Here is a 26,203-nt window from a genome sequence, read left to right on the forward strand (position 1 = left end):
AGCCCACCCAGATGATCAGCGACGGAAACTTCATCGGCCAGGTCCCGCTGTTCGGCGGTCTGGACGAGGCCCAGCAGCTCTCCCTCCAGCAGAAGATGGGGCAGACGACACTGCGCCGCGGGGAGGTCCTCTTCGACGAGGGCGACCTGGGCGACCGTCTCTACATCGTCACCGAGGGCAAGGTGAAGCTCGGTCACACGTCGAACGACGGCAGGGAGTCCCTCCTCGCCGTCCTCGGCCCCGGCGAACTCATCGGCGAACTCACCCTCTTCGATCCGGGGCCCCGGTCGACGACCGCCACCGCGGTCTCCCCGGCCTCGCTGCTGCACCTCGAGCACGAGGACCTCATGGAGATCCTCGACACCAACCCGGCGCTCGCCAAGCACATGCTCCGCGCCCTCGCCCAGCGTCTGCGCCGCACGAACGAGTCCCTGTCCGACCTCGTGTTCTCCGACGTCCCCGGTCGCGTCGCCAAGGCCCTCCTCGACCTCGCCGACCGTTTCGGCACAGCCACCGACAAGGGCGTCCACGTCCCCCACGACCTCACCCAGGAGGAGCTCGCCCAGCTCGTCGGCGCCTCCCGCGAGACCGTCAACAAGTCCCTCGCGGACTTCGTGTCGCGCGGATGGATCCGGCTCGAGGGACGAGCCGTCACGCTCCTCGACGTCGATCGCCTCGCGCGCCGCGCCCGCTGAGACGCGGACGCCTCCGCCAGACGACACGACGGCGGCCCGGACCACGATGGTCCGGGCCGCCGTCGCGTCCGGGGCATCCGAGCGCTCAACCCCCGATCGGCCGTTTGAGATAGGCGACGAGATTCTCCGAGCCCGTCGGACCGGGGATCACCTGGACGAGCTCCCACCCGTCAGCGCCCCACTGGTCGAGGATGGCCTTCGTCGCGTGCGTCAGCAGCGGAATGGTCGCGTATTCCCACGTCGTCATGGTGACATCCTACGGTCGCCGCGCACGCGTGTCCCCGCCTCGTGCGTCACAGGAGGGCCCGCCGCACGCGCCCCCTCCCCCATCCCCGGCGACCCAGGGTCATCCGCGGACGTGAGCGAGGACCCTGGGGACCTTCGGCGAGCGGATCTCGACCGCCAGGGGGTCGTCGGAGGACTCCAACCACGCGCGCCAATCCTCCACATGCGCGTAATGGCGGAGCATCGCGCGGCGCTCCCGCTCGGTCAGCCCTCCCCACACGCCGAAATTCGCCTCCGACTCCAGCGCGTCGGCCAGGCACTCGAGACGGACCTCGCATTGAAGGCAGCGCAGCCTGACCTGACGCTGAGTCGCCCCCTGGACGAAAAGGGCATCGGGCTCGTAAGCCGCGCACAGGGCCTTGGCGACCCAACTCTGATCGTCATCGGGAGAGGTCATGGGATGGACTCCTTCAGCTCAACATCGAGCAATCACTGTGACCATACACACACCATGGGGGGAAGACAAACCGTCGTCGGCCGACACCGGCCATCCACGCGCCGCCCCGCCCCGTCCGCCCCTCGGGCACGTATCCTTAGGGTCATGTCCTCGTCGCATTCGCGCTACATGCGCCCGGCTCAGCTCGTCGCGCTCCTGCTCGCGTTCCTCTCGGTCGCGACCCTCATGGGCGTCGTCGGAGCGGGCATGCTGATCCCGGTCGCCGGCCCCGCCGCCCTGACCGCCAAGGCCGCGCCCTCGATCTTCGACGAGCTGCCCGACAACATGCAGGTCGTCGAGCCCGCCGAGGAATCCCACATGCTCGACAGCACCGGCGCCGTCATCGCCCGCTTCTACGACAAGCAGCGCATCGTCGTCCCCGCGTCGAACATCGCCGACGTCATGAAATCCGCGATCGTCGCCATCGAGGACAAGCGCTTCTACGAGCACCACGGCGTCGACCCCACCGGCATCGCCCGCGCCGCCCTCAACAACCTCGGCGGATCGGGCACCCAGGGCGCGTCGACGATCACCCAGCAGTACGTGCGCAACACCCTCCAGGAGCGCGGCTACCTCGAGGGGGACGCCGACCAGGTCGCCGCCGCCACCGAGCAGACCAAGGAGCGCAAGCTCCGCGAGATCAAGTACGCGCTCGCCCTCGAGCAGAAGATGTCGAAGGAGGACATCCTCACCGGGTACCTCAACATCGCCCCCTTCGGCCCCATCACCTACGGCGTCGAAGCCGCCTCCCAGCGCTACTTCTCCAAATCCGCCTCCGAGCTCGACTACCTCGACGCCGCCCTCCTCGCCGGCCTCGTCCAGTCCCCCGTCGAATACGACCCCCTCTCCTACCCCGAGGCCGCCCAGGAACGGCGCGACACCGTCCTGCAGGTCATGCTCGACCAGGCCGTCATCACCCCGGAGGAGTATCAGGCCGGCGTCGACACCCCCGTCGACGCGATGCTCTCCCCGACCAACGCCTCTCAGGGGTGCTCCGGCGCGGACTCGGCGGTCGCCTACTTCTGCGACTACGTCCTCGGCCAGTTCCTCGCCGACCCCGCGTTCGGCGAGACCGAGGCCGAGCGCGAGCACTTCCTCAAGACGGGCGGCCTGACGATCCGCACCACCCTCGACCCGAACAAGCAGGGCCACGCCTTCAACGCCCTGACCGGCGCGATCCCCGTCGACGACCCCTCCGACGTCGACGACGCCCTCGTGTCCGTCGAGCCCGCGACCGGCAACATCGTCGCCATGGCGCAGAACACCGTCTACGGCGTCGAGGACGGCCAGACGATGAGCAACTACGCGGCCGACGGGTCGTTCCAGGTCGGATCGACGTTCAAGGTGTTCACCCTGATCCAATGGTTCAAGGAGGGCCATACCGCCTACCAGTCCGTCGGATCGAAGAACCGCGACTACGGGTCGGCGGCGTTCACCTGCGACGGGGCCCCGATCTACACCGACCCCTACCGGGTCAACGACCTCGCCGGCAAGGACGGCCCGATGAGCGTCCTCAAGGCCACCGGCCTGTCGGTCAATCAGGCGTTCGTCAACATGGCCAGCCGCGTCGACTTCTGCCAGATCTTCCAGACCGCCTACGACTTCGGCATCACCGAGAACGGCGAGGTCCCCGAGGCCTTCCCCGCCAACGTCATCGGGTCGTCGTCGGCCTCCCCCCTGGAGATGGCGACCGCTTTCGCGACCCTGGCCAACCACGGGCGGATGTGCATGCCGAACTCGATGACGACCGTCACCGACCGCGACGAGGTCACGCTCAAGGAGTACCAGCCGGACTGCCACGAGGTCGTCTCCGCCGAGGTCGCGGACAAGACGGCGACGCTCCTGTCCCAGTCGGCCTCCCAGTACTACCGGTCGACCCGCCTGGCCGAGGGACGCCCCTTCGCCGCGAAGTCGGGGACGACGGACTCGAACTCGAACACGTGGCTCACCGGCTTCACCCCGTCGCTGGCGACCTCCGCGTGGGTCGGGCACGCGGCGGCCTCGACGACGCCGGTCAACAACGTCGTCATCAACGGCGTCTTCCACTCGGCGATCTACGGCGAGACCTTCGTCGGCCAGAACATCTGGGCGCCGTACATGTCGGCGGCCCTCGCGGGGACGCCGGTCGAGGCGATGCCGCAGGCCAATATCGGCACTCCGGTGGCCCTGCCCCAGCCAGAGCCCGCCGAGGCGTCGGAGGAGCAACCGCAGTCGGCCGCTGCCGCGGGGGGCGGCGCCGAGGCCGCTCAGACCGCCGAGGGCACGGAAGAGGAGGAGTAAGCGGCATGGGTCCTCGAACGCGCCTCCTGTCCCTGGCCGATCAGCCGTCGCTGGCGCCGCGCCGCCTGATCGCGGCCGGACGGGCGGCCGGGATCGTCGCGGGGGCGACGGCGCTCATGGGGGCCTCGGCCCTCGCGTGGGGGGCGGTCGAGCGGCGATGGCCGACGCTGCGCCGCTACGAGATCCTCCTGCCCGCCGAGCGGGGCGTCGGGGACCTGACGATCCTCCACCTGGCGGACCTCCATCTCTTCCCCGGCCAGGAGTTCCTCATCGACTTCCTCGAGGATGTGGCGGCCTCGGAGTCCTTCGACCTGGTGGTCGCCACGGGCGACAATTTCGGCTCCGCCGACGGACTCGACCTGGTCCGCCGCGCGTTCGCGCCGTTCCTGGGGGCTCCGGGCGCGTTCGTCCTGGGGTCGAACGACTACTACTCGCCGCTGCGCAAGAACTGGGGGGCGTATCTGACGGGCCGCCACAAGACCCCCAACCGGACGGTGCCGGACCTGCCCTGGTCGGAGATGACCCGGATGATGCGCGATGCCGGCTGGATCGACCTGTCGAACCGGTCGGAGGATCTGGCGGTCGGCGCGGCGGGCGGATCGGTGACGATCAGCCTGACGGGCACCGACGACGCGCACATCCGACGCGATCGGATCGCGCCGGTCGCCCCGGCCTGGGCCGATCCCTTCGCGTTGCGCCTGGGGGTGACGCACGCCCCGTACCGGCGGGTCATCGACTCCTTCACCGAGTCGGGGGCGGACCTGATCCTCGCGGGCCACACGCACGGCGGGCAGATCGGGGTGCCGGTGTTCGGCGCTCTGGTGACGAATTGCGATCTTCCGCGACGCTACGCCAAGGGCCTGCACCGTTGGCGCTCGGCGGAGGGGCGGTCGTGGCTGCACGTGTCGGCGGGCCTGGGGACGTCGCCGTACGCGCGCGTGCGGATCGCGACGAGGCCCGAGGCCTCCCTGATCCGGGTGCGGTCGGCCTGAAGCGCCGGTCGAGGGCGATCCCCCGATCGGCGGGGCGGGGATCGTTGGCCGTCGGGCGCGGTTTTGTCGGCGGGGGGCCGCCTCTGTATACTCGAACGGTCACGGGGTGTGGCGCAGTTTGGTAGCGCGCTTCGTTCGGGACGAAGAGGTCGTGGGTTCAAATCCCGCCACCCCGACTCCGTGAACCCCGGGGCGCCGCAGATGCGGCGCCCCGGGGTTCTTTATGCATCAGTCATGAGTACGTGAGAAGTCCTCTTCCACGACAAGGATCGATCTGTACACGCTCACGTGCTCCGAGCCGTGAAGAAGCGGCTTTCGAGAATGGGCCATCGCACGAGGCTCTTGACCGACATTATTTTCGTCATACGATATTCGCATGAGTACCGATGAGACGATCAACGGCAAGCCGGTCACCGAAGAACAAATCCAAGCATGGGCCGACGAGGCCGAAAGTGGATACGACTACGCCGCGCTGAAGAAGCGAGGCAAGGGTCGTCCCGGACGCGGGGCAGCAGCTTCGCACGTGATCGCTCTGCGTCTCACCGAAGAGGAGATCCAGGCCCTTGACTCTCGAGCGAAAGAAGAAGGAACCACGCGCTCCGACGTTATCCGCAAGGCGCTCCAACTGGTTCCAGCATGAAGATCAACCCCTCCGCACGCACACACGGGATCGAAGGCGACGACATACTCTATGCCGCCGAATGGGCGCTCTGGATCGAAGACCTCGACGAAGACACCCCATCACGTCAACTGAGAATCGGATTCGACACGAAAGGACGACTACTCGAACTGGCTGTCCTCGTCTTCGACAGCGGAAACGAACTGGTCATCCACGCAATGAAAGCCCGACCAGGAGCCATCGACCTCCTCCCTTAGAAGACCGCCTCTCAGAAGAAACTGAGATCCCACCCACGTCGAGTGGAATTATCCGCCGATCGGGGGCACCCTAGGCCCCATGACCGTTTTCGCCCTTTCCATCGCAGGATCCGAAGCCTCCGGCGGCGCCGGCGCCCAAACCGACCTCAAGACCTTCCACCAGCTCGGCGTCTTCGGGGCCACCGCGCTGACGTGCATCGTCTCCTTCGACCCGGCCAACGACTGGGGCCACCGCTTCGTCCCCATCGACCCGTCCGTCATCCACGACCAGATCGAGGCCGCCGTCGCCGTCCACGGCACCCCCGCCGCCCTCAAGATCGGCATGCTCGGCACCCCGGCGACCATCGAGGCGGTCTCCGCCGCCCTCGACGACTACGACTTCCCGAACGTCGTCCTCGACCCCGTCCTCATCTGCAAGGGCCAGGAGCCCGGCGCCGCCCTCGACACCGACAACGCCCTGCGCGACCTCGTCCTCCCCAAGGCGACCGTGACCACCCCCAACCTCTTCGAGACCCGGACCCTCGCCGGCGTCGACGACATCACCACGGTCGACGCCCTCGCAGACGCCGCCAAGCGCATCCACGACCAGGGCGTCCCCATCGTCATCGCCAAAGCCGGCACCCTCCTGGGGACCGGCACCGCCCTCGACGTCTACTACGACGGCGAGACCCTCGAAATCCTCGAGGTCCCCGCCGTCGGCACCGAGCGCGTCTCCGGCGCCGGCTGCACCCTCGCCGCCGCGATCACCGCGGAGATCGCCAAGGGCGCCCCCGCCCTCGACGCGGCCCGCACCGCCAAGGACGTCGTCGTGTCCTCCATCGAGAACCGGATGCGCGGCAACGCCCCCTTCGACTGCGTCTACCAGGGCCACTACGGCCGCTGACCACCGCCCGCCGTCCCCGCGCCCATTGCACGACGACGGCCCCGACCCCTCCCGAGGAGGCCCCATGAGCGACGAGAGGACCTCGCGCATCCGGCGCATGGAGGAGACCATGAACCGGATGCGCCGCCTCGCCGACCGGTTCGACGCCCTCCTCGACGAGGCCGACGCCCTCGACGCCGACACCCGCGCCCTCATCGACTACTACGGGTCCCCGCAGTGGCACGACGACATGGCGGCGAGCGACGCAGGGGCCCTGCCCGACGATCTCAAATGCGGCGTCCTCACCCAGGACCTGCCCGACGAGGCCGTCGCCGGATGGCGCACCACCGGCATCAGGATGCTCGAACAGGGTGTGAGGATCGTCAAGAGCCTGTAAGCCAGCGGGCCCGCCCGCCCAGTCCTGGCTACAGTCGAGGAGTCCCGTCCCCGACAGGAACGAATCCTCATGCTCAAGAAGATGCTCGTGATCTCCCTGGCCTTCATCGGCCTCGTCGTCGGAGCGGGCTTCGCCTCCGGTCAGGAGGTGCTCCAGTACTTCATCGCCCACGGCGTCACCGGCCTGTGGGGGGCGCTCCTGGCGGCCGTCCTCTTCGCCGCCGCCGGGTTCGCCATCCTCCAGCTCGGCAGCTACTTCCTCGCCAAGGAGCACTCGATCGTCTACGACCGGGTGACCCACCCGATCGTGTCGCGCCTCCTCGACGCGTTCACCAGCTTCACGCTGTTCAGCATCGGATTCGTCATGCTCGCCGGCGCCGGCTCGAACCTCAACCAGCAGTTCGGCGTCCCCGTGTGGGCAGGTTCGGCGCTCATGGCGCTCGTCGTCTTCGCCGTCGGTTTCCTCGACGTCGACAAGGTCACGGCCGTCATCGGGATGCTCACCCCCCTCGTCATCGTCTTCGTCCTCGGCGCCGCCGCCTACGCCCTGACGCACGCCGACGCGCCGATCGCCGACCTGGACGCGGCGGCATCCCACATCCGCCCCGCCATCGGCAACTGGCTGCTCTCGAGCCTCAACTACGTCGGTCTGACCCTGGCGACCGGAGTGTCGATGGCCCTGGTCATGGGCGGCGACCTGGCGGACATCAAGGTCGCCGGCCGCGGCGGCCTCGTCGGCGGCGCCGCGTTCGGCCTCCTCCTGCTCATCGCCGCCGCCTCCCTGTTCGCCCAGGTCGGGGCCGTCCAGGGCAAGCCGATGCCGATGCTCGCCCTCGTCAACGCCATTCACCCGGTGGCCGGCTCGGTGATGGCCGTCGTCATCTTCGGGATGATCTTCAACACGGCGATCGGCATGTACTACGCGCTCGCCAAGCGCGTGACGGCCCAGCGCCCCGGCCTATTCGTCCCGGCGATGGCCGGGCTGCTCGTCGTCGGCTACGCCCTGAGCTTCGTCGGCTTCGAGGCCCTCATCGGCCACCTGTTCCCCCTCATCGGCTACGTCGGCATGGCCCTCGTCGCCGTCCTCATCGTCGCCTGGGCCCGCGAGCGCGAGGCGATCGCCGTCGAGCACCGGCGCCGCATGAGGATCCGCGATCTCGTCAGGCGCAAGTGGGAGCTCGGACGGCGCTTCACGCGCCGGGACTCCGATCGGCTCGCCGGCTACCTGGAGGATTCGAACATCGACGACACGCGCCTGCACCGGACGATGAGCCGCGCGGCGGTCGAGGAGATCAAGGCCGACGACGAGGCCGAGGTCGAGCCCCGCTGGGAGGCCGTCGAGGAGCGGTGGGACGCCGAGCGGGCCGATGTCGAGGCCGCTGCCCTGCGCGCCGAGGCGGAGGCCTCTCGGGAGGGTCCGGCCGATGGGGGGACGGGCCCGGAACCGGAGGGCCCCGACGACGAGGGCCCCGGGCGGGGGGAGGGGCTCACCGCTCGGTGAGGACTCCGTCCTCCATGACGAGGACGCGATCGCACACGGCGATCAGGCGCTCGTCGTGGGTGACCATGACGGTCGCCTTGGCGCGCTCGTGGGTCAGGTCGGCGAGGATCGTCGCCACGTCCATCGCCCGGTGGGAGTCGAGGGCCGCGGTGGGCTCGTCGGCGAGGATCAGCTCGGGGTCGTGGTAGAGAGCGGCGGCGATGGCGGCCCGCTGGCGTTCGCCGCCGGACAGGTCCGCCGGGTACTTGCGCCGGTGCTTGGCGATGCCGAGGGCGTCGAAGAGCTCGTCGGCCCGGTCGGGCCGGGGGCGGCGGCGTTCGACGCGGTCATGGTGGAGGAGCTGGTCCTCGACGGTGAGGAAGGGGACGAGGCTGGCGGCCTGGAGGATGAACCCGATGGAGCGGTGCCGGATCCGCGCGCGCTTCTTCTCGGGCAGGGTGGAGAAGGGCCTGCCGGTGATGAGGACCTCGCCGGCGCTGGGGGCGCGCAGGCCGCCCATGATCGTCAGGAGCGTCGACTTGCCGGATCCGGAGGGGCCGAGGATGGCGACGAACTGGCCGGCGCCGATCGTCAGGTCGGTCGGGTGCAGGGCGGTGATCTCCTCGTCGCCCTGGGTGAAGGTCTTCGAGGCGCCGACGACCCGGATGATCGCGGATTCCGCGTCCGCTCCGGTCTGGTCCGCGCCGGGGGCGGTGGTCGGTGGTGTCGTCCGGCTCATTGGATGGCCTCCACTGGGTCGATCCCGGCGACGACCCTCACGGAGATCAGGCCGCCGATGAGGGAGATGATGATGAACGACGCGGTGATGAGCGCCGACAGGGCGATGTTCGCGCGGAAGGGGACGGCGGCCGGCAGGGCGAGGCCGGAGGCGGCGGTCAGCGCGAGGCCGATGGCGACTCCGGCGGTGACGAGCAGCCCGGTCTGGGCGGCCCCGGCGGCGATGAGGTGCGAGGTCGGGACGCCGCGCGCCTTGAGGACGCCGAGCATCGCGCGCTTCTGGAGGGTGAGGACGTAGATGAAGATCCCCAGGACGAAGGAGGCGATGACGATGAGGGAGGCGATCATCAGGGTGAATGTGAGGATCTGGGCGGAGTATCCGGGCAGGGTGTCGACGAAGTCGTCGGCGGCCAGGGCCGTCAGGTCGGCGTCGTCGAGGGCGGCGAGTGCGGCGGCGCCCTCCGGGGTCTGCGGGTCGAGGGCGTCGGGGGCGATGAGCGCGGAGGTGGTGACGCCGATCGACGCGGGCGCCCGGTCGGTCAGGGCCTGCCGGTCGACGAGGATCACGGGGGCGGCCTGGAACGTGTAGTCGTCGACGAAGCCGGCGATCGTCCATTCCTCGTCGCCGCCGGAGAGCCGTAAGGAGTCGCCGACCCTCCACCCGTCCTGGGCGAGGGTGGAGTCGGCGAGGACCTGGGTGGTCGGGTCGGTGATCCCCCGCCCGTCGACGACCGCGGGGACGAGGGGGGAGTCCAGATCGACGCCCCACGCGTAGACGTCCGTCTTGACGAGGCCGTCGTCGTCGGCCAGGTCGCTTCCGGCCGGGGTGGCGGCGGGGTCCTCGGATTCGATGACGACGGCGGCCGAGGCCAGCGGCGAGGCCTGGGAGAGGCCGGCGTCGGCGAGGGCGGTCGCGGCGGCGTCGACGGCCTCCTCGTCGATCCGGGAGGCCGGGAGGGAGTCGTTGGAAGTCTGGGTGAGGATGATCGTCGAGTCCCCCCACTGGTCGACGGCGGCCCGGTAGGAGTAGGCCAGCCCGGAGGCGAGGGAGACGAGGAAGAACGTCAGGTAGGCGAGGAGGGCGATGACGGAGGTGATGAGGGCGAATCGCGCGCTCTGGTGGCGGATCTCCCGGATGGCGAGGAACACGGCGGCCTTTCCCCACGGGTCGGCCCCGTGATTCTTTCAGCGTAGGGACTCCGACGCGGGCGCGCGCGGGGAGGGCCTGTGGGACCGGCCTCGTTGGGGGACGGGCGCGCCCTGTCGAGCCCCGTCGTCCATCGGCAGGCGGGACTCGGGGGCCGGAGCCGGGCCTCGAATCAGTCGGCGAGCGGGCGGTGCCGGTAGTACATCGCCAGGACGGCGCCCGACAGGTTGTGCCAGGTGGAGAAGACGGCGCCGGGCAGGGCCGTCTCGGGGGTGGAGGCGAAGTGGGTGGCGGCGAGGGTGGCGGCCAGGCCGGAGTTCTGCATGCCGACCTCGATCGAGGTCGTCCGGTTGACGCGCTCGGATCCTCCGGCGGCCTTGCCGGCGAGGAACCCGAGGAGGTAGCCGAGGAGGTTGTGGCAGGCGACGACGGCGAGGACGAGCAGGCCGGCGGACAGGATCTTGTCGGCGGACTTCGAGACGACGGCGAGGACGACGTAGCAGATGCCCAGGACGGATACCCATGGCAGGAGCGGGAGGATCCTCTCGACGACCCGGGAGAAGAGGGCGCGCACGGCGAGGCCGCCGACGACGGGGACGAGGACCATCTTGACGATCGACATCGCCATGGCGCCGGCGTCGACGGGCATGTAGGCGCCGGCGAGCCACCCGGTGAGGACCGGGGTGAGCAGGGGGGCGAGCAGGGTCGAGATCGACGTCATCGTCACGGAGAGGGCGACGTCGCCCTTCGACAGGTAGGAGATGACGTTCGACGAGGTGCCGCCGGGAGCGCAGCCGACGAGGATCACGCCGACGGCGATGGCGTCGGGCAGGTGGAAGGTCCACGTCAGGAGGATCGCGAGGAGGGGAATGACGACGAATTGGGCGAGGACGCCGACGAGGACCGGCAGGGGGCGTCGAACGACGAGCGCGAAATCGGGGACGGTCAAGGTCAGCCCCATGCCGAACATGATGATCCCGAGCGCCCAGTTGGTGCCGGCCCCGAGGGGCTGGAAGACGTCGGGGAGGATCATCGCCAGGGCGAAGGCGGCGAGGATCATCACGGGGAAGACGGTGACGGCGATGCGCGCCGACCGGTCCTCGCCGCCCATGGCGGCCTGGGCCGCCTCCTGGTCGATCGGGGGTGTCTGTGTCGTGGGCATGAGCCCATCGTTCACCTGTCTTCACGATCCGGACCGGTCGTCTCAGTGATCGAAATCCCTCAGCCCCCGGCGACCCCGATCGCCCTACTCAGGCTCACCTGACACACCCTACGATGGCCCCATGGCCTCCCCGCCGTCGCCCACCGCCCCCCGGACCCGACACGTCCGCGGCCTCATGCGCGACGGATGGCTCCCCGACCAGCACGGCGCCTGGCCGATGACCCTCGCGCCCCTCCTCGTCGGAGCCCTCATCGGCGGGCCCGCGCCCCTCCACCTCCTCCTCGCCGCGACGTGGCTGTGCGCCTTCTGCTGCTTCAACGCCGTCGAGCTGTGGGCCAAGCGCCCCGCGCGGCGCCGCCGCGGATTGCTCCCCGCCCTCGCCGTCTGGACGGCGCTGTCCCTCGTCGGCGGCCTCGCCCTCGTCGCGGCCCGGCCCTCCGTCCTCTCCTGGGCCCCGGCCTTCGCCCCGATGACGGCCCTGGCCCTGTGGGAGGTGCTGCGCCGGCGCGAGCGCGCCCTCATCACCCGGGCGACGAGCATCCTCGCGTCCTGCCTCATGGCCCCCGTCGCCCACGGGCTCGGCGCCGCGCCGGGCGAGGGCGCGCGCATCTGGGCGGCGACCGCCGTCCTCGCCGCCTACTTCCTCGGGACCGTGCCCGTCGTGCGCTCCCTGCTCCGCGGGCGCGACGACCCCCGGTGGGCGGCCGGCGCCATCGCCTGGCACGCGGCCTGCGGGGCGGGGGTCGTCTGGGCCTGCGCCTCCGGCCTCGTCTCGTGGTGGGCGGGCGCCGCCTGGGCGGTTCTCCTCCTGCGGGCCGCCGCGACGCCCGCGATCCGGCGCCGGAGGGGTTCCATGGCGCCCGCCGTCATCGGGGCGGCCGAGGCCCTGTGGTGCGTCGGGATCGTCGCAACCCTCGTCGCGCCCGTCTGAGCGGTGTCGGACGCCCGACCGCACCCCGGGCGTCAGGGCAGGACGCCGACGGCCCGTAGGAATCGGTCGTTGTGATCGGGTGCTCCGACCGTCACCCGCACCCCCTCGGGGAAGGGGCGGACGACGAGGCCGGCCCGCGCGCAGTCCTCGACGAGGCCGGGGCCGCGACCGGGCAGGAAGAGGAAGTTCGCCTGCGTGTCGGGCACGTCGAACCCGGCCCCCCGCAGTGCGGCGACCATCCGGTCGCGCTCGGAGCGGATGCGGGCGACGCCGGCCTCGACCTCGTCGATGCGCTCCAGGGAGGCCAGGGCCGCGGCCTGGGCGACGCCGGAGACCCCGAAGGGGATGAGGACGGCCTGGACGGCGGCGATGATCCAAGGGGCGCCGATCGCGTACCCGATGCGGGCCCCGGCCAGGGCGTGGGCCTTGGAGAAGGTCCGCATGACGAGGACGTTGGGGTGCTCGTCGATCAGGGGGATCGCGGTCGTCGCCGACGGGTCGGAGGCGAAGTCGATGTAGGCCTCGTCGACGAGGACGAGGACGTCGGGCGGCACCTCCTCGACGAAGGCCCGGATGCGGGCGGCGCTCAGGGCCGTTCCGGTCGGGTTGTTCGGCGTGCACACGATGACGGCGCGGGTCGCGGCGGTCACGGCCCGCGCCATGGCGTCCAGGTCGGCGCTCCCGTCGGCGGCCAGGGGCACGGGGACGGGGGAGCCGTGGCAGGCGGGGACGGCGATCGGGTAGGACTCGAAGGACCGCCAGGGGAAGACGACGGCCTCGCCCGGTGCGCAGACGGCGGTCAGGGCGCCGACGAGGATCGCCGACGAGCCGGTCCCCACGCAGATCCGGTCGGCGTCGACGCCGAATCGGGCGGCGAGGGCCTCGCGCACGGGGGCGGCGGTCAGGTCGGGGTAGCGGTTGATCCGGGCCAGGGCCCGGGCGGCGGCGTCGAGGACGCCCGCCGAGGGCGGGTCGGGCATCTCGTTGGAGGAGAGCTTGTCGGCGCCGGCCGGTGCGGCTCCGGGGACGTAGCGGGGCAGGGCGGCGACGGCGGGGCGGATGGGGACCGTGGAGATGGTCGCGCCCGCCGCCGGCGCGACCGGGCGGGAACCCCCGGGAGGAGTGACCGGGGGGCGCGAGTCCGAGTCGAAGGACGACACGGCCCCATCCGCAGGACGGGCCTGGTCGACGAGGGCGGTTTCCCCGAGGGCGGGGTCGCGGGCGGGCTCACCGGTGCAGGAGGAGGTCATGGCCCAGTCCTATCGCATCGGCGGGGTCCTCGCACCCGTCGGCTCAGCAGGCGGGCCGGTGGCGGCCCGCCTGGGAGTCGGGGAGAATCGGGGCATGGATTTCATCGTTCGGCTCATCGCGACCATGGCGGGCCTGTGGGTCTGCGCGCTCCTCGTCCCGTCGATCTCGATCCCCCAGGGGACGGACCTGACGACGACGCTCCTGACACTGGCGGGGCTGGCCCTGGTGTTCACCCTCGTCAACTCCATCATCAAGCCGATCGTCAAGACCCTCGCGCTACCCCTGTACGTCCTGACCTTCGGGGTCTTCGCCCTGGTGACGAACGCCCTGATGTTTATGCTCACCGGGTGGCTGGCGGGCGCGATCGGCCTGCCCTTCGAGACCGGCGGCTTCTGGTCGTGCTTCATCGGCGCGATCATCACCGCGGTCATCTCGTCGCTCGTCGCCGGGCTGATCGGCGCCGCCAAGGACTGAACCCCGACGACCGTTCCGGGCGCGCGTGCGCCCCTGCGCGAGCCCCGGCCCCCGGGACGGCCATCGGTGCCCCCCCTCCCTCCGGACCGGGCTCCCGGTCCGCTGCCGCCCCAGCGGCGCCCACCGTGTCCCGGCGTCCCGGGGGAAACGACGAGGCCGCTCCCATCGCCGCGACGACGCTTAGCGGGGACAAGCGGGGCCGGGGCCTCGGATCACACCGGCCAGGTCTCCTGCCGGTAGGCGGCGTCCCAGAACATCCACTCGTAACGGCTGGCCTGGACGAACGCGCGGAGCATCCGGTTGGCGACGCCGGGCCCTCCCTCGGCGGCCAGGCGGTCGACGATCCCGCGGACCGCGGCCGTCTGCTCGGCGAACACCGGGTCCGCGTAGGTCGCGATCCAGTCGCCGTACGGGTGATCGCCGACGTCGCCCGCCGCGGCCAGGAGATCATCGCCGACGACCTGGTAGATCCAGAAGCACGGGACGACGGCGGCCGCCGCGACCGGGTAGTCGCCCCCGGACTGCGAGGCCAGGAGGAAGCTCGTGTACGCCTGGCACGTCGGCGACGCCTCGGCGTCCGCCATGATGTCGACGCGGGACGCGTGGAGCTGGCGCTCGACGAGGATCGAGTTCGCCGCGCACTGCGCCCAGAACACGAAGTCGTCGGGGTCGTCGCTCATCGTCGCCAGGCCCGCGAGCGCCCGCCCGTAGTCGGCGAGGTAGAGGGCGTCCTGGGTCATGTAGCCGTCGAACACCTCCCGGTCGAGGGTCCCGTCGCGCAGGGCCCCGATGAAGGGGTGAGCGTCGATGGCGGCCCGGATCGGGGCGATGGCCGCCCACGCGTCGTCGCTGAAGGTCATGGCGTCTCCTTCGGAGCCCACAGGGCGTGGAAGTGGTGGACGGGGCCGTGCCCATGCCCGACTCCGAGGGAGTCGGCGGCGGCGAGCGCCCCGGTGAGGTAGTCCTTGGCGGCGCGCGCCGCGTCGATCCACGTGTCGTGGCGCGGGCGCTGAGCGGCGATGGCCGACGAGAGGGTGCAGCCGGTGCCGTGGGTGTTGTTCGTGGGGATCCTGCGGCTGGTGAGCAGGACGGGCCCGTGCTCGTCGATGTAGACGTCGGTGGCGTCGGCGTCGAGGTGCCCGCCCTTGACGAGGGCGCGTCGTACTCCGCGTCGGACCAGTTCCTCGGCCTGGGCGACGGCCTCGTCGACGCTGGTGGCGACCGGCAGGTCGAGGAGGACGGCGGTCTCGGGCAGGTTCGGGGTGATGAGGTCGGCGCGGGTGCACAGGTCGAGGACGGCGGCGGTGGCGTCGGCGTCGAGGAGCCGGTCGCCGGAGGTGGCGACCATCACCGGGTCGAGGACCGTGTGGGCCAGGCGGGGCAGGTACTCCCCGATGGCGCGGGCGAGGTCGGCGGTGGCGAGCATGCCGATCTTCGTGGCGTCGGGGGAGACGTCGTCGAGGAGGGCGTCGAGTTGGAGGCGGACGAAGTCGACGGGGACCGGGTGGACCCCGCAGACCCCGAGGGTCGACTGGGCGGTGAGCGCGGTGACGATGCTCATCGCGTAGGCGCCGTTGGCGCTCATCGATTTGATGTCGGCCTGGATGCCGGCGCCCCCGCTGGGATCGGATCCAGCGATCGTCAGAGTTTTGACGGCGCTCATGCGCGGGCCTGCCGCCACGCGGCGACGACCTGGGCGCAGGCCGCGGCGGGGTCCGGGGCGCAGCAGATCGCCGAGACGATGGCGGCCCCGTCGACCCCGGCGGCCGCCAAGGGCGCGACGTCGGCGGCGCCGACCCCGCCGATGGCGCACGACGGGAGGCCGGCGAGGGCCGCCAGGCGCTCGCACCCGTCGTATCCGAGGACGTCGGGGGTGTCGGTTTTCGTTGTCGTCGAGCGCAGGACGGACAGGCCGACGTGATCGGCGGCGCCCTCCCGTCGGGCGGCGAGGGCCTCGTCGTCGGTGCCGACGGACACCCCGAGGTAGGCGTCGTCGCCGATGAGGCGGCGGACAACGGGCGCGGGCAGGTCGGATTGGCCGACGTGGACGCCGGCGACGGGCGCCCCCAGGGCGCGGGCGGCGAGGAAGACGTCGACGCGGTCGTTGACGATGATCGGCACCCGGTCGCCGACGGCGCGGGCGACCTCGACCACCTGGTCGAGGAAGGGGCCGCCGTCGGTCGTCTTGGCGCGCAGTTGGACGCAGGTCGCTCCCCCGTCGACGGCGGACACCACGGTGTCGAGGACGCTGCGCCCGGCCGAGGCGCACAGGTCCTCGTCGGTGACGAGGTAGCACGTGAGGTCGGGGGCGGGTCGGGCGGCGGTCATGAGAGCCGGATCCGTTCGAGGTCGGAGCCGGCGAGGCCGTAGAGGGCGTCGAGGAAGCGGGGGGCGAAGGACCCGGGGCCCGCGGCGCCCTCGGCGGCGATCTCGGCAGCGGCCGAGTAGGCGACGTGGCAGGCCGCGACCGAATCGGCGTCGCCGACACCCGCGGACCGGCCGGCGGCGAGGAAGCAGGCGATCATCGCGCCGAGGCTGCATCCGCCGCCGGTGACGCGCGTGAGCATCTCGGATCCTCCGGCGACGCGGATCGTCTCGTCGGCGGAGACGACGGCGTCGGCGGCTCCGGAGACGGCGACGACCCCTCCGGTGCGGGCGGCGAGCAGGCGGGCGGAGCCAAGAGCGGCGTCGACCTCGTCGGCGGCGTCGACGCCGCGCCCGCCGCTGCCGTCGCCGGCCAGGGCGATGATCTCGGAGGCGTTGCCGCGGATCGCAGCCGGCCCCATGTCGACGAGGCGGTGGGCGAGCTCGGTGCGGTGGACGAGGGAGCCGACTCCCACGGGGTCGAGGACCCAGGGGGTGCCCGCGGCGTTCGCGGCGCCGGCGGCCTCGACGGCGGCCTCGCGCTGCTCGGGGGTGGGGGTGCCGAGGTTGATGAGGAGCCCCGAGGCGACGGAGGCGAAGGGGCCGGCCTCGCCGACGATGTCGACCATCGCGGGGGCGGCGCCGATGGCGAGGAGGGCGTTGGCCGTGAAGTTGGTGACCACGGAGTTCGTGATGCACGAGACGAGCGGCGCCGTCGATCGGACGGAGTCGAGGACGGTGCGTGCGGTCGCGTGAGTGAGCATGCGACATTCCCTTCGTCAGTTCTAACTGGACAGGTTCAACGGGTGTGTTCTCAGCCTGTGGCACCCCGTGTCACGGGCGTCACATTACCACCCCGGGCCCCGGGCGGCTCAGTCGCCGGCGCTCCTCGTCGTCTCGAAGACGAACGCGGTGGTCGTCGTCTCCCCCGTCAGGCCGAGGGCCTGGCGGCGGCGGCCCGCCCACGCGCCGACCTCGGCGGCGGGCCCCTCGTCGGCGGCCTCGAGGCGCCTCATCGCCTCCCGGTACAGGCCGGCGTCGTGGGCCGCGGGAACGCCCCCTCCCGGTTCGACGCCGTCGACGGCCGCCCCGTCGAAGGCCACCGTCGTCGTCCGCGGTCCCCGGTTGCCCAGCCCGTCGAGCGCCGGGACGATGTCGCGGACGTTCTCCAGGGCGAGGACGTCAACGCCGGGGCGCGGAGCGAAGCCGCCGATGGGGGATCCCGCGGTGAGGACGGAGGCGATGTCGAATTCCTCGGCCAGACGCGGATCGGAGGCGATCTGCGCGGCGATGATCCCCCCTTGGGAGTGCCCGACGAGGTCGATCTTCTGGCCCGGCTCGACGCCGGCCATCCGCATCGCCTCGACGACGGCGGCGCCCTGGGCGGACTCGCGACCCCCGACCGCCTGGAGGTTCGTCAGGAGGTCCTGGGGGTGGGCCCCGCCGGTCGTCCACTCCTGGGTCCCCCGGATGACGACGCTCCACGACACCCGGGTCCCGGACCCTCCCGGCGTCTCGTGCTTGAGGATCTTGATCCTCCCGATCCCCTCGCCGCTCTCCATGCCCTCCAGCTCGCCGAGGAGATCGCGGCCCGTCATCGGCGTCGGCGAGGCGACCGGCGCGGAGCCCACGCCGGGGGCGCTCAAGCGGCGCCTCGCCTCGCGCAGCGGATCGGATCGGCTCATCAGCGGCGAGAGGGCGCCGCCCGCGGTCCCCGCGAGGGACAGGAGCGCGACGGCCCCCAGCGGGTCGCCGGGCAGGGCGGACACGGCGGCGAACTCCGGTTCGGTCCGCGTGCCGACGACCCTCGTCCTCCGCTCGCCCGGCGCGCCCGTGGCGACGAGGACACTGGTCGAGCCCCCGACGGCCCCCGCCCCCAGCCCGGCGCCCCACGAGGCCGCCAGGCGCGCGGCCCCGACCGCCCCCGGGGCGTCGAGATCCGCACCCTCGCCCTTGAGGACGAGAGTGTGGGCGACGAGACGGTCGGCCAGGGCCGCCAGGTCCATCTGCACGCGGGCCCCCGTGGCCGCGTCCCCCGTCCCGCCGGCAAACCCCTTGCCCTCGGCGGCGAGGCGGCCCATGGACACGGGCGTCATGACGAGGCCGCCGGCGAAGAGGTCGACGAGCCAATCGGGGCAGCCGCTCATGCCGTGCCCGTCGAACCAGCGGCGCACCGCCGGCCCGACGTGCGTCGGGAAGGGCCTGAGCGGGTGACCCGACGCGGCCGCCAGGACGGATTCGAAACGGGCGGCGTCCCCCTCCGCGGCCGCGTAGACGACGGCGGCCAGGCTCAACGCGTCGGCGAGGCCCTCGAGCTCCCGGGCGCTCGCCCGGGCCAGGGCCCGGGCCTCCTCGATTTCCGCGGCCAGTACCGCCGTGCGGGCCGGGGCCCTCCCCCACCAGGCGGCGGCGTCCGAGCGCGCCGCGTCCAGGGCCGCTGCCGCCGCCCTGGCGTCCCCGGCCGCGGCCCGCAACCGGACGGAGGCCCCGGCCACCTCCGCCGTGTCGACGCTGGTCGCCGTCGACGAGACGACGACGGAGGACAGGAACGGATCGCCCGCCATCACCGACCCCCGTAGGGCGCATCCGGTCCGGCGGGCCCGACGCCCGGGCCGATCAGGGCCTCCCGTGCATGGACCCTGGCCTGGGCGACCGCCGACTCGCATCGGTCCCGCGCCGACGCCAGTGCCCCCCGGCACCGCTCGAGGCGCGCACGCGCCTCGTCGGAGCCCGGCCCGCTCCAGGACGCGAGCGCGACGGCGCCGACCCCCGCGACGGCCCCCTCGATGAGGGCGGACGCCCTCACGGCCCCCATTCCCCCGTTGTCGACGAAGAGCAGCATGCCGTCATCGGCGACCGCCCATGCGGCGCCTCCCCCGTGCGCGTCCACTCCCGCTCCTCCCCTCGTCGTCGTTGCGTCTCCACCGACGCTAGGGCTCCGGGCGACGCCCCGGGAAGCGCCGGCGCCCCGCCTGTGGACGAGGCGGAGGGCCCGCCGGGTACTGTGGAGAACCCACCCCCGGCGACGCCTGTGGACGCGGCGCCGGGCCGACCGACCGGGAGTCCCCGTGGAACGCTTGCGCAAAACCGATCCGACGCCCTCGCGCATCAGCCACGAGGCCCACGGCCTCGCCTGGCTCGCCGACTCCGGCCCCGGCGCCGCCCGCGTCGTCCCCGTCCTCGACCGCGGGCCCACATGGATCGACGAGCCCCTCCTGACCCGCGCGAGCCCCACCCCCCGGGCCGCAGAGGACTTCGGCCGCGCCCTGGCCCGAACCCACGCGGCCGGCGCCACCCACCTCGGCGCTCCCCCGCCCGGCCACCACGGCGACGGGTGGATGGGAGACGCCCCCCTCACCCTGCCGCCCTCCCCCGACCGGGCGAGCGCCTCGTGGGGCGAGTTCTACGCGACCGAGAGGATCGCCCCCTACCTCGACTGCGGCGCCTTCGCCCCCGACGAGGCCCGCGCCATCGACCGTCTCTGCGACCGCCTCTGCGCCGGGGGGCTCGACCACGACCAGCCCGGCCTCGTCGCCGCGCACGGAGCCCTGGCCGCCCGCACGCACGGCGACCTGTGGAGCGGCAACGTCATGTGGACCCCCGATGGGACCGTCCTCATCGACCCCGCCGCCCAGGGCGGGCACGCGGAGGAGGACCTCGCCGCCCTCGCCGTCTTCGGATGCCCCCACCTCGAGAGGATCATCGCCGCCTACGACGAGGCCTCCCCCCTGGCCGACGGATGGCGCGAGAGAACCGGCCTCCACCAGCTCCACATCCTCATCGTCCACTGCGCCCTCTTCGGGCGCGCCTACGCCGCCGACCTCCTCGCCGTCGTCCGCCGCTTCGCCTGACGCCCCCGCCCCGCCGCGGCGCCCCGACGCCCCCCGGTCTGGAATGATGAGGGCATGAGCACCCGCCCCTCCCCCCTCTTCTCGCCCGACGCCGGCTACGCCGACCTCGCCTCCTCCGGGGAGCCCCTCTCCCCCCTCGACGGCCGCTACCGCCCCGCCGTCGCCGCCCTCGCCAACCACCTGTCGGAGGCCGGCCTGAACCGCGCCCGCGTCCACGTCGAGATCGAGTGGATGATCCACCTCCTCGACCACCGCGTCCTCCCGGGCGCCCCCCGGCTCGCCGACGCCGAGCGCGACTACCTGCGGGCCCTGCCCCGCCGATTCGGCGCCGACGAGATCGCCCGGCTCGCCCAGCTCGAAGCCGAGACCCGTCACGACGTCAAAGCCGTCGAATACCTCATCGGCGAGCACCTCGACGCCGCCGCGGACGCGCTCGGCCCCGACTCCCCCCTGCCCGGCCTGCGCGAGGTCGTCCACGTCTTCTGCACCTCCGAGGACATCAACAACCTCGCCTACGCGCTGACCGTCAAGGCCGCCGTCGACCAGGTGTGGCTGCCCGCCGTCCGCGCCCTCCACGAGTGCCTCGTCCGCCTCGCCGAGGCCGGCGCCGACGCGCCGATGCTCGCCCGCACCCACGGCCAGCCCGCCACCCCGGTGACGATCGGCAAGGAGATGGCGGTGTTCGCCCACCGCCTCGGCCGCCAGATCCGCAGGGTCGAGGCCGCCGAGTACCTCGGCAAGATCAACGGGGCCACCGGCACGTGGGCGGCCCACGTCGTCTCGGTGCCCGACGCCGACTGGCCCGCCGTGTCCCGCGCCTTCGTCGAGGGGCTGGGGCTGACGTGGAATCCTGTGACGACCCAGATCGAATCCCACGACTGGCAGGCCGAGCTGTACTCCGACATCGCCCGCGCCGGGCGCATCTGCCACAACCTGGCGACCGATTGCTGGACGTACATCTCGATGGGGTACTTCCATCAGAACCTCGCGGCCCAGGGGTCCACGGGGTCGTCGACGATGCCGCACAAGGTCAACCCGATCCGCTTCGAGAACGCCGAGGCGAACCTCGAGGTGTCGGCGGCCCTCCTCGACTCGCTCGCCTCGACCCTCGTCACCTCCCGGATGCAGCGCGACCTGACGGACTCGACGACTCAGCGCAACATCGGGACGGCCCTGGGCCACTCGGTTCTCGCCTACGACAACCTCGTGCGCGGCCTCGACGGCGTCGACATCGACGCCGAGCGCATGGCCGCCGACCTCGACGAGAATTGGGCGGTGCTCGGCGAGGCCGTCCAGCAGGCGATGCGGGCGGCCGCCATCGGCGGCGCGACCGGCATGGCGAACCCCTACGAGCGCCTCAAGGAGCTCACGCGCGGCCACGACGTCGGCGCCGACCAGATGCGCGAGTTCATCGTCGGCCTCGGCCTGCCCGACGAGGTCGAGGAGCGGCTCCTGCGACTGACCCCCGCCTCCTACATCGGACTGGCCCCTCAGATCGCCCGCTGGGTCCTCTAAGGCCCTACGGCCGCGCCCCCGCAGCGCCCTCGCAGTGCCCTCGGATCCCGCAGTTCACCCGCGGATCCCCGGGAGCTCCCGCCATCCCTCCCCTCATTTCCCCCGAAAACGAACATTTCCCACCGAAAACAGGCCCCGGATTTCGTTCCGGTAGGAAACGCCCGCATCGACGGACTGAACGCCCACAACGGGCACCAAACCATGACTCAGGCATCGAGGGCGTACCAGGTCGTCGAGTCCCCGGGAACAACCCCCGGCTCCGCCCCGTCGCAGGTGCTCAGGACGAGCCGGGCCCCCGCCGGGGGCCGCCACGCGGCGTCCGCCCCCTCGGTGTTCGTCGCGCACACGAGCCCGCCCACAGCGAACGCGAGGACCCCGGGAGGCGCCGGATCGATCCACTCGAGGCCATCGGCCGACCCGACGAGATCCCGGCGCAGGGCGATCAACCGGCGGTGGAGGGCGAGGATCGATGCGGGATCGTTCTCGGCCCGGTCGCGGGCATGCCCGCGGTAGTCCTCGGGCTGGGGGAGCCACGGCGCGGCCCCGTCATCCGGCCCGAACCCCATCGAGGGGCCGTCCGCCGTCCACGGCAGGGGGACTCGGCATCCGTCGCGCCCGAGCTCGCGCCCCCCGGTCCTCCTCCAGATGGGGTCCTGACGGGCCCCGTCGGGCAGATCGAGGACCTCGAACAGGCCGAGCTCGTCGCCCTGGTAGAGGTAGACGGTGCCGGGGAGGGCGAGGAGGAGGGCCGCGGCGGCGCGAGCGCGGCGCAGGCCGAGGTCGGGGTCGACCGGCCCGGTCCTGCGCGCGCCGCTGAGCATGTCGAGGGGATCGAAGTCCCGGTCGATCCGCTCTTGCCCCAGGCGGGTGGCGAGCCGGTGGACGTCGTGGTTCGACAGGGCCCAGGCGGGGCCCTCGGGGCCGGCGGCGGCCAGGGAGGCGTCGATGGCGGCGCGCAGGCGGTGGGCGAACCACGGCTGGATGAGCAGGGCGAAGGCGAAGGACTGGTGGAGGGCGTCGGGCGCGGTGATCGACCGGAGGAACGCCGGGTCGTCGGCCCATGCCTCGCCGATGAAGTACCGGGGCTCATCCCCGCCGTCGGATCCCCGGTAGGAGTCGCCGATCCGCCGCCACCGCCGGTAGACGTCGACGACGCCGCCCTGGCGCCACAACCCGTCCTGCGAGGGGTCGTCGATCGGCAGGGGCGTCCTCTTGACGAGGCCGTGGGCGACGTCGATGCGGAACCCGTCGACGCCGCGGTCGAACCAGAAGCGCAGGATGTCGTCGAAACCGGCGCGCACGTCCTCGGCGGACCAGTCGAAGTCCGGCTGGGAGGAGTCGAAGGCGTGGAAGTACCACTGGGGGTCCGCCGACCCGTCGGGGACGCGGGTCCACGCGCTGCCGCCGAACACCGAGGTCCACGCGTTCGGCGGCTCGTCGGATCCGTCGGAGTCGACGAAGAGGAAGCGCGAGCGCGCGTCGGATCCGGGGTCGGCGGCGACGGCGGCGCGAAACCACGGGTGCCGGTCGGAGCAGTGGTTGGGGACGATGTCCATGACGACGCGGATCCCGCGGGCGTGGGCGTCGGCGATAAGGGCGTCGAGGTCGGCGAGCGTCCCGTAGACCGGGTCGACGTCCCGGTAGTCGGCGATGTCGTAGCCGTGATCGCGTTGGGGCGACGGGTAGCAGGGGTTGAGCCAGATGGCGTCGACGCCCAGCCGGGCGAGGTCGTCGAGGCCCGCGCGCACGCCCGCGAGGTCGCCGATCCCGTCCCCGTCGGCGTCGCGGAAGGAGCGGACGTACACCTGGTAGACGACGGCCCCCCGCCACCAGGGGGCTCCGGCCCCGTCCGGGCCGGATCGGGCCGGGGACGGGAGCCGGACCTCGGCCTCCCGGGGCTCTCCTCTCCGAGGGGCGGGCGGCGCGCCGCCGGTCACGGTTTCCATGCGGGGTCCGAGGCCGGGGCGCCGTAGCGCTCGTAGAGGTCGACGGGGCGGGCGGTCTCGTCGTCGAAGCCCAGGGCGGTCATGTCGGCGACGAGCCGCAGCTCCCGGGAGGGCGGGGGCGCGGCGTCGGGCGTTCGGCGGGGCGGGGGGCTGTCCGGGAGGTCGTCGCCGACGCCGGGGGCGCGGGCATCGGCGCGGGCATCGGCGAGGGTCGGGGCCTCCTCGTCGACGTCTCCGGCCGTCGCGTCGTCCATGCGGGTCCGAGCGCTCGGCTCCGACCTGGCCGTCGCGTCGTCATCGGGGGCGAGGGGCACGAGGACCCTCGCCCGGACGGCGACCGGCGCGATCTCCCGGTTGTCCCAGATCGCCCGGGTCGCCCGGTCGAGGATCCCGGCGGCGCCCCCGTCGTCGAGGAGGGGGTCGTCGGCGGGGAGGATGATGTCGGCGGTGACGAGCGACGGCTTGCCGAAGCCCTCCCCGACGTCGACGCCGACCTCCCTGCGCTGGGCGGGGGCCGGGCCCGGGCGGTCCGACCAATCGGCCCCGGCACTCTGGCGAGGATCGGGACGGTCCGAGAGCCCGTCGATCGCGGCGAGCACGAGGGTGCGGAAACGGTCCGAGCGGCCCGGGCGGCGAGCCGGTTTGAGGGCCCGCAGGGCCACTCCCGCCCCGATCGCGCCGATGCCGAGCGCGCCGATGACGAGGGGGTTGGCGATCTGGGGGAGCCTCTGCTGCCAGGCGGAGGAGGTCGGCACGGTCTTGTTGACGGGGGTCGCCGCGTGCATCCAGCGGCGCACCTCCCGCCATTGTCCGGTTCCGGGCTGCTCGCTCATGGGGCGTCGTCCTCTCGTGTCGGGCATCGGTCGGGGCGTCCGTCGGCGCGGCGGTCCTCCCGCTCCTCCTGCGCGCCGTCGGCGGGTGCGGCTCGCCCGCCGGCGTCCGTCCGGGCGGGCCTCCTGCGGTCGGGGCGGGACAGGTCGATGAGCGGGGCCGGCCGGTAGTCGGATTCGTAGTCGACGGGCTCGTAGGAGGCGCTGAGGTCGAGGGAGAGGAAGGCGTCGAGGCGGTCCCGGGCGACGGGCTCGAGGAGGTCCTGCCAGACCTCGTAGACGCCGACCCGGGTCTCCTCGCCGTCGGCGGGCAGCATCCGTTGGAGCGCGGTCACGGCCTGGGCGGCCCTCCCCCAGGGGGCGACGGCGGTCTTACGCTCGAGCTGGCGGACGGTCTCGGTGTAGGTCGCCGACGAGTGCGCGTAGTAGAGGGGGTCCCGTCGGGGCCTGACGAGGGAGCGGCCGATGCGGACCCGCTGGTCGGGGTCGCGGTCGGGGCTGCCGTCCATGGCGGGGACGACGTCCTGGTCGTGCTGGACGGCGACCATGGTCACGTCGGGGCGCAGGCGGGTTCGCCGGGCCGGTGCGCCGACGGCGAGGATCCCGACGACGTTGACGCCGGCGGCCTCGGGCGGCGTCGACGCGAGGGCGACGGCGATGGCCCCCGCCTGGGAGTGCCCGCAGATGAGGACCGGCTCTCGAGCGCGGTCCCGGGGGTCGACCCCGTCGATCTCCATGGCCCGGTGGAGGGCCCGGATGACGCCGACGCGCATCCCCGACGCCATCCCGAGCATTTCCCGGATATTCGACTCCATGTCCGCCGGATTGGCGTTCGACGGAAAGTCCATGTGCGCCGTCCCGGGGACGCTGACGAGCCAGCGTCGTCGCGGACCGCGCCCGACGCGGGTGATCTTCAGGGGCTGCCCGTCGGTCATCGCCCAGTACATGTCGTCGATATCGGCGCACATGTCCCGCAGGGAGGCCGGGGGATCGACGCGGCGCAGGTGCGGGCGCGCGTGGCCCGCGGGGGGCTCGAGGACGGGGGGCTCGGCCGCGGAGTCGTAGAGGGCGGCGATGTGGATGTCCCCGCCGCGCAGGGCGCCGACGGCCGTTCCGACGGAGAGCATCGCGGTCATGAGGATGTCGTAGCCGCGCCTGGGCAGCAGCGGCAGGATCGCCGCGGCCCTCTCGCGGTCGACGCCGATGCTGCGGGACAGGCGGAGAGCGGCCCTGCCGATGGCGGTGGCGGCTTTCGCGGTGCTCGCGAGGCCGCGGACGAAGAGGGTGTCGAGGCCGGGCTCGTCGAAGAAGAGGCGCTGGTAGCGCTGGGAGATGTCGGCGCCCATCGCCTGGGCCCGTGAGCCCGCGCCGCTCCTCCACGCGTCGGGGACGAGGGCGGCCTCGGAGATCATGCCGACGACGACGGTGGCGGCGAGGGCGGGGGCGAGCGGGAGGAGGCGGAGCCTGACGTGGGCGGGGGCGAATGCCTGGGGGACTCGGCGCGGCGCGTAGAACCGCGGCCGTCGGCGCGCGCGCATCTGCCCTCCTTCCGCCCGCGGGGCCGGATCGTTCGGGCCGGGACGGCGGGGCTCGCCCGCCTCGTTCCGGTCTGCGGCCAGGGTATCGGACGGCGCCGGAGTCCGCGCCCGGGCGCCGGGGCCAGCGCAGGGGCGCCGACGGGGAGGACGGTCC

At 72.6% G+C, this 26,203-nt stretch carries 27 protein-coding genes and 1 tRNA gene; 13 read left to right on the top strand and 15 right to left on the bottom strand.

Going from position 1 to position 26,203, the window contains the following annotated elements; genetic code table 11:
* Nucleotides 1–11 precede the first annotated feature (11 nt).
* Nucleotides 12–695 (top strand): Crp/Fnr family transcriptional regulator, encoded by a 684-nt coding sequence (locus M3T53_RS01115; RefSeq protein ID WP_272432597.1) that lies wholly within the window; start codon nucleotides 12–14, stop codon nucleotides 693–695.
* A gap of 85 nt (nucleotides 696–780) precedes the next feature.
* On the opposite strand, the gene M3T53_RS01120 is transcribed toward M3T53_RS01115, so the two are convergent.
* Complete coding sequence (locus M3T53_RS01120; protein WP_272432598.1) at nucleotides 781–942, bottom strand: DUF4177 domain-containing protein; 162 nt, start codon at nucleotides 940–942, stop codon at nucleotides 781–783.
* Nucleotides 943–1,041: 99 nt separating this feature from the next.
* Entirely contained in the window at nucleotides 1,042–1,377 is a 336-nt protein-coding gene (locus M3T53_RS01125; protein WP_272432599.1) for a WhiB family transcriptional regulator, read from the bottom strand.
* Nucleotides 1,378–1,521: 144 nt separating this feature from the next.
* On the opposite strand from M3T53_RS01125, the gene M3T53_RS01130 reads away from it, so the two are divergent.
* The 8 genes from M3T53_RS01130 (at nucleotide 1,522) to M3T53_RS01165 (ending at nucleotide 8,323) form a co-directional block, all read left to right on the top strand.
* Nucleotides 1,522–3,696, top strand: a complete 2,175-nt coding sequence (locus tag M3T53_RS01130) for a transglycosylase domain-containing protein (RefSeq protein ID WP_272432600.1) — start codon at nucleotides 1,522–1,524, stop codon at nucleotides 3,694–3,696.
* 5 nt (nucleotides 3,697–3,701) lie between these two features.
* Nucleotides 3,702–4,688, top strand: coding sequence for a metallophosphoesterase (locus M3T53_RS01135; RefSeq protein WP_442866910.1), 987 nt, complete (start codon nucleotides 3,702–3,704; stop codon nucleotides 4,686–4,688).
* A gap of 102 nt (nucleotides 4,689–4,790) precedes the next feature.
* Nucleotides 4,791–4,864 (top strand) — tRNA-Pro (locus M3T53_RS01140).
* 200 nt (nucleotides 4,865–5,064) lie between these two features.
* A complete protein-coding gene (locus tag M3T53_RS01145; RefSeq protein WP_272432602.1) occupies nucleotides 5,065–5,328 on the top strand; it encodes a ribbon-helix-helix protein, CopG family in 264 nt (87 codons plus the stop codon).
* A complete protein-coding gene (locus M3T53_RS01150) occupies nucleotides 5,325–5,564 on the top strand; it encodes a toxin (protein WP_272432603.1) in 240 nt (79 codons plus the stop codon). The genes M3T53_RS01145 and M3T53_RS01150 overlap by 4 nt, the downstream gene beginning before the upstream one ends.
* A 79-nt stretch (nucleotides 5,565–5,643) precedes the next feature.
* The gene (locus tag M3T53_RS01155) at nucleotides 5,644–6,447 is read left to right on the top strand and encodes a hydroxymethylpyrimidine/phosphomethylpyrimidine kinase (protein ID WP_272432604.1); all 804 of its coding nucleotides are present in this window, start codon (nucleotides 5,644–5,646) and stop codon (nucleotides 6,445–6,447) included.
* 64 nt (nucleotides 6,448–6,511) lie between these two features.
* Nucleotides 6,512–6,823, top strand: coding sequence for a DUF4298 domain-containing protein (locus tag M3T53_RS01160; RefSeq protein WP_272432605.1), 312 nt, complete (start codon nucleotides 6,512–6,514; stop codon nucleotides 6,821–6,823).
* Nucleotides 6,824–6,892: 69 nt separating this feature from the next.
* On the top strand, nucleotides 6,893–8,323 hold the full coding sequence (locus tag M3T53_RS01165) for a YkvI family membrane protein (RefSeq protein WP_272432606.1): 1,431 nt from the start codon (nucleotides 6,893–6,895) through the stop codon (nucleotides 8,321–8,323).
* On the opposite strand, the gene M3T53_RS01170 is transcribed toward M3T53_RS01165, so the two are convergent.
* The 3 genes from M3T53_RS01170 to M3T53_RS01180 all read right to left on the bottom strand — a co-directional run bounded on the left by M3T53_RS01170 (nucleotide 8,310) and on the right by M3T53_RS01180 (nucleotide 11,349).
* On the bottom strand, nucleotides 8,310–9,041 hold the full coding sequence (locus M3T53_RS01170; RefSeq protein WP_272432607.1) for an ABC transporter ATP-binding protein: 732 nt from the start codon (nucleotides 9,039–9,041) through the stop codon (nucleotides 8,310–8,312). The two genes, M3T53_RS01165 and M3T53_RS01170, sit on opposite strands and share 14 nt — an antisense overlap.
* Nucleotides 9,038–10,189, bottom strand: a complete 1,152-nt coding sequence (locus M3T53_RS01175) for an ABC transporter permease (protein ID WP_272432608.1) — start codon at nucleotides 10,187–10,189, stop codon at nucleotides 9,038–9,040. The genes M3T53_RS01170 and M3T53_RS01175 overlap by 4 nt, the downstream gene beginning before the upstream one ends.
* A gap of 170 nt (nucleotides 10,190–10,359) precedes the next feature.
* Nucleotides 10,360–11,349: a bile acid:sodium symporter family protein gene (locus M3T53_RS01180; protein ID WP_272432609.1), complete on the bottom strand. Its 990-nt coding sequence runs from the start codon at nucleotides 11,347–11,349 to the stop codon at nucleotides 10,360–10,362.
* Nucleotides 11,350–11,470: 121 nt separating this feature from the next.
* Between M3T53_RS01180 and M3T53_RS01185 the strand changes: the two genes are divergently transcribed.
* A complete protein-coding gene (locus M3T53_RS01185) occupies nucleotides 11,471–12,280 on the top strand; it encodes a YwiC-like family protein (RefSeq protein WP_272432610.1) in 810 nt (269 codons plus the stop codon).
* 32 nt (nucleotides 12,281–12,312) lie between these two features.
* Here M3T53_RS01185 and M3T53_RS01190 read toward each other — a convergent pair whose 3' ends face one another.
* On the bottom strand, nucleotides 12,313–13,356 hold the full coding sequence (locus tag M3T53_RS01190) for a histidinol-phosphate transaminase (RefSeq protein WP_272432866.1): 1,044 nt from the start codon (nucleotides 13,354–13,356) through the stop codon (nucleotides 12,313–12,315).
* Between the two features lie 172 nt (nucleotides 13,357–13,528).
* Here M3T53_RS01190 and M3T53_RS01195 point away from each other — a divergent pair, with 172 nt between their 5' ends.
* Complete coding sequence (locus M3T53_RS01195) at nucleotides 13,529–14,005, top strand: phage holin family protein (RefSeq protein ID WP_334540070.1); 477 nt, start codon at nucleotides 13,529–13,531, stop codon at nucleotides 14,003–14,005.
* A 212-nt stretch (nucleotides 14,006–14,217) separates the two neighbouring features.
* On the opposite strand, the gene M3T53_RS01200 is transcribed toward M3T53_RS01195, so the two are convergent.
* The 6 genes from M3T53_RS01200 to M3T53_RS01225 form a co-directional block, all read right to left on the bottom strand.
* On the bottom strand, nucleotides 14,218–14,865 hold the full coding sequence (locus M3T53_RS01200; RefSeq protein ID WP_272432611.1) for a TenA family protein: 648 nt from the start codon (nucleotides 14,863–14,865) through the stop codon (nucleotides 14,218–14,220).
* A complete protein-coding gene (gene thiD / locus M3T53_RS01205; RefSeq protein WP_272432612.1) occupies nucleotides 14,862–15,668 on the bottom strand; it encodes a bifunctional hydroxymethylpyrimidine kinase/phosphomethylpyrimidine kinase in 807 nt (268 codons plus the stop codon). Before thiD ends, M3T53_RS01200 begins: the two co-directional genes overlap by 4 nt.
* Entirely contained in the window at nucleotides 15,665–16,333 is a 669-nt protein-coding gene (gene thiE, locus M3T53_RS01210; RefSeq protein WP_272432613.1) for a thiamine phosphate synthase, read from the bottom strand. Before thiE ends, thiD begins: the two co-directional genes overlap by 4 nt.
* The gene (gene thiM / locus M3T53_RS01215) at nucleotides 16,330–17,133 is read right to left on the bottom strand and encodes a hydroxyethylthiazole kinase (protein ID WP_272432614.1); all 804 of its coding nucleotides are present in this window, start codon (nucleotides 17,131–17,133) and stop codon (nucleotides 16,330–16,332) included. Before thiM ends, thiE begins: the two co-directional genes overlap by 4 nt.
* Before the next feature lie 108 nt (nucleotides 17,134–17,241).
* Nucleotides 17,242–18,933, bottom strand: coding sequence for a hypothetical protein (locus tag M3T53_RS01220; protein WP_272432615.1), 1,692 nt, complete (start codon nucleotides 18,931–18,933; stop codon nucleotides 17,242–17,244).
* Nucleotides 18,933–19,259, bottom strand: a complete 327-nt coding sequence (locus tag M3T53_RS01225) for a hypothetical protein (RefSeq protein ID WP_272432879.1) — start codon at nucleotides 19,257–19,259, stop codon at nucleotides 18,933–18,935. The genes M3T53_RS01220 and M3T53_RS01225 overlap by 1 nt, the downstream gene beginning before the upstream one ends.
* 178 nt (nucleotides 19,260–19,437) lie before the next feature.
* Here M3T53_RS01225 and M3T53_RS01230 point away from each other — a divergent pair, with 178 nt between their 5' ends.
* A complete protein-coding gene (locus M3T53_RS01230; RefSeq protein ID WP_334540074.1) occupies nucleotides 19,438–20,220 on the top strand; it encodes a fructosamine kinase family protein in 783 nt (260 codons plus the stop codon).
* Between the two features lie 54 nt (nucleotides 20,221–20,274).
* Nucleotides 20,275–21,735 (top strand): adenylosuccinate lyase, encoded by a 1,461-nt coding sequence (gene purB, locus M3T53_RS01235; protein ID WP_272432617.1) that lies wholly within the window; start codon nucleotides 20,275–20,277, stop codon nucleotides 21,733–21,735.
* Nucleotides 21,736–21,941: 206 nt separating this feature from the next.
* Here the strand turns inward: purB and M3T53_RS01240 are convergent, their stop codons facing one another.
* From M3T53_RS01240 to M3T53_RS01250, 3 genes are read right to left on the bottom strand one after another with little or no spacing between them, the layout of a single operon-like run.
* Entirely contained in the window at nucleotides 21,942–23,681 is a 1,740-nt protein-coding gene (locus M3T53_RS01240; RefSeq protein WP_272432618.1) for an alpha-amylase family glycosyl hydrolase, read from the bottom strand.
* Entirely contained in the window at nucleotides 23,669–24,514 is an 846-nt protein-coding gene (locus M3T53_RS01245) for a pyridine nucleotide-disulfide oxidoreductase (RefSeq protein WP_272432619.1), read from the bottom strand. Before M3T53_RS01245 ends, M3T53_RS01240 begins: the two co-directional genes overlap by 13 nt.
* Nucleotides 24,511–26,049, bottom strand: a complete 1,539-nt coding sequence (locus M3T53_RS01250) for an alpha/beta hydrolase (RefSeq protein WP_272432620.1) — start codon at nucleotides 26,047–26,049, stop codon at nucleotides 24,511–24,513. The genes M3T53_RS01245 and M3T53_RS01250 overlap by 4 nt, the downstream gene beginning before the upstream one ends.
* Nucleotides 26,050–26,203: the final 154 nt, after the last annotated feature.

Origin of the sequence: Actinomyces sp. B33 (assembly GCF_028437565.1) — a bacterium.
Lineage (GTDB): Bacteria > Actinomycetota > Actinomycetes > Actinomycetales > Actinomycetaceae > Pauljensenia.

Excerpts from the sequence above, each read along its gene's own strand:
- M3T53_RS01195 (WP_334540070.1), top strand. The coding sequence starts at position 13,529 with ATGGCCCAGTCCTATCGCATCGGCGGGGTCCTCGCACCCGTCGGCTCA.
- M3T53_RS01220 (WP_272432615.1), bottom strand. The coding sequence starts at position 18,933 with ATGGCGGGCGATCCGTTCCTGTCCTCCGTCGTCGTCTCGTCGACGGCG.
- M3T53_RS01240 (WP_272432618.1), bottom strand. The coding sequence starts at position 23,681 with ATGGAAACCGTGACCGGCGGCGCGCCGCCCGCCCCTCGGAGAGGAGAG.
- M3T53_RS01180 (WP_272432609.1), bottom strand. The coding sequence starts at position 11,349 with ATGCCCACGACACAGACACCCCCGATCGACCAGGAGGCGGCCCAGGCC.
- M3T53_RS01155 (WP_272432604.1), top strand. The coding sequence starts at position 5,644 with ATGACCGTTTTCGCCCTTTCCATCGCAGGATCCGAAGCCTCCGGCGGC.
- M3T53_RS01165 (WP_272432606.1), top strand. The coding sequence starts at position 6,893 with ATGCTCAAGAAGATGCTCGTGATCTCCCTGGCCTTCATCGGCCTCGTC.
- M3T53_RS01250 (WP_272432620.1), bottom strand. The coding sequence starts at position 26,049 with ATGCGCGCGCGCCGACGGCCGCGGTTCTACGCGCCGCGCCGAGTCCCC.
- M3T53_RS01150 (WP_272432603.1), top strand. The coding sequence starts at position 5,325 with ATGAAGATCAACCCCTCCGCACGCACACACGGGATCGAAGGCGACGAC.
- M3T53_RS01115 (WP_272432597.1), top strand. The coding sequence starts at position 12 with ATGATCAGCGACGGAAACTTCATCGGCCAGGTCCCGCTGTTCGGCGGT.
- M3T53_RS01160 (WP_272432605.1), top strand. The coding sequence starts at position 6,512 with ATGAGCGACGAGAGGACCTCGCGCATCCGGCGCATGGAGGAGACCATG.
- M3T53_RS01245 (WP_272432619.1), bottom strand. The coding sequence starts at position 24,514 with ATGAGCGAGCAGCCCGGAACCGGACAATGGCGGGAGGTGCGCCGCTGG.
- M3T53_RS01130 (WP_272432600.1), top strand. The coding sequence starts at position 1,522 with ATGTCCTCGTCGCATTCGCGCTACATGCGCCCGGCTCAGCTCGTCGCG.
- M3T53_RS01185 (WP_272432610.1), top strand. The coding sequence starts at position 11,471 with ATGGCCTCCCCGCCGTCGCCCACCGCCCCCCGGACCCGACACGTCCGC.
- thiE (WP_272432613.1), bottom strand. The coding sequence starts at position 16,333 with ATGACCGCCGCCCGACCCGCCCCCGACCTCACGTGCTACCTCGTCACC.
- M3T53_RS01125 (WP_272432599.1), bottom strand. The coding sequence starts at position 1,377 with ATGACCTCTCCCGATGACGATCAGAGTTGGGTCGCCAAGGCCCTGTGC.
- M3T53_RS01135 (WP_442866910.1), top strand. The coding sequence starts at position 3,702 with ATGGGTCCTCGAACGCGCCTCCTGTCCCTGGCCGATCAGCCGTCGCTG.
- M3T53_RS01170 (WP_272432607.1), bottom strand. The coding sequence starts at position 9,041 with ATGAGCCGGACGACACCACCGACCACCGCCCCCGGCGCGGACCAGACC.
- thiM (WP_272432614.1), bottom strand. The coding sequence starts at position 17,133 with ATGCTCACTCACGCGACCGCACGCACCGTCCTCGACTCCGTCCGATCG.
- M3T53_RS01120 (WP_272432598.1), bottom strand. The coding sequence starts at position 942 with ATGACGACGTGGGAATACGCGACCATTCCGCTGCTGACGCACGCGACG.
- M3T53_RS01200 (WP_272432611.1), bottom strand. The coding sequence starts at position 14,865 with ATGACCTTCAGCGACGACGCGTGGGCGGCCATCGCCCCGATCCGGGCC.
- purB (WP_272432617.1), top strand. The coding sequence starts at position 20,275 with ATGAGCACCCGCCCCTCCCCCCTCTTCTCGCCCGACGCCGGCTACGCC.
- thiD (WP_272432612.1), bottom strand. The coding sequence starts at position 15,668 with ATGAGCGCCGTCAAAACTCTGACGATCGCTGGATCCGATCCCAGCGGG.
- M3T53_RS01145 (WP_272432602.1), top strand. The coding sequence starts at position 5,065 with ATGAGTACCGATGAGACGATCAACGGCAAGCCGGTCACCGAAGAACAA.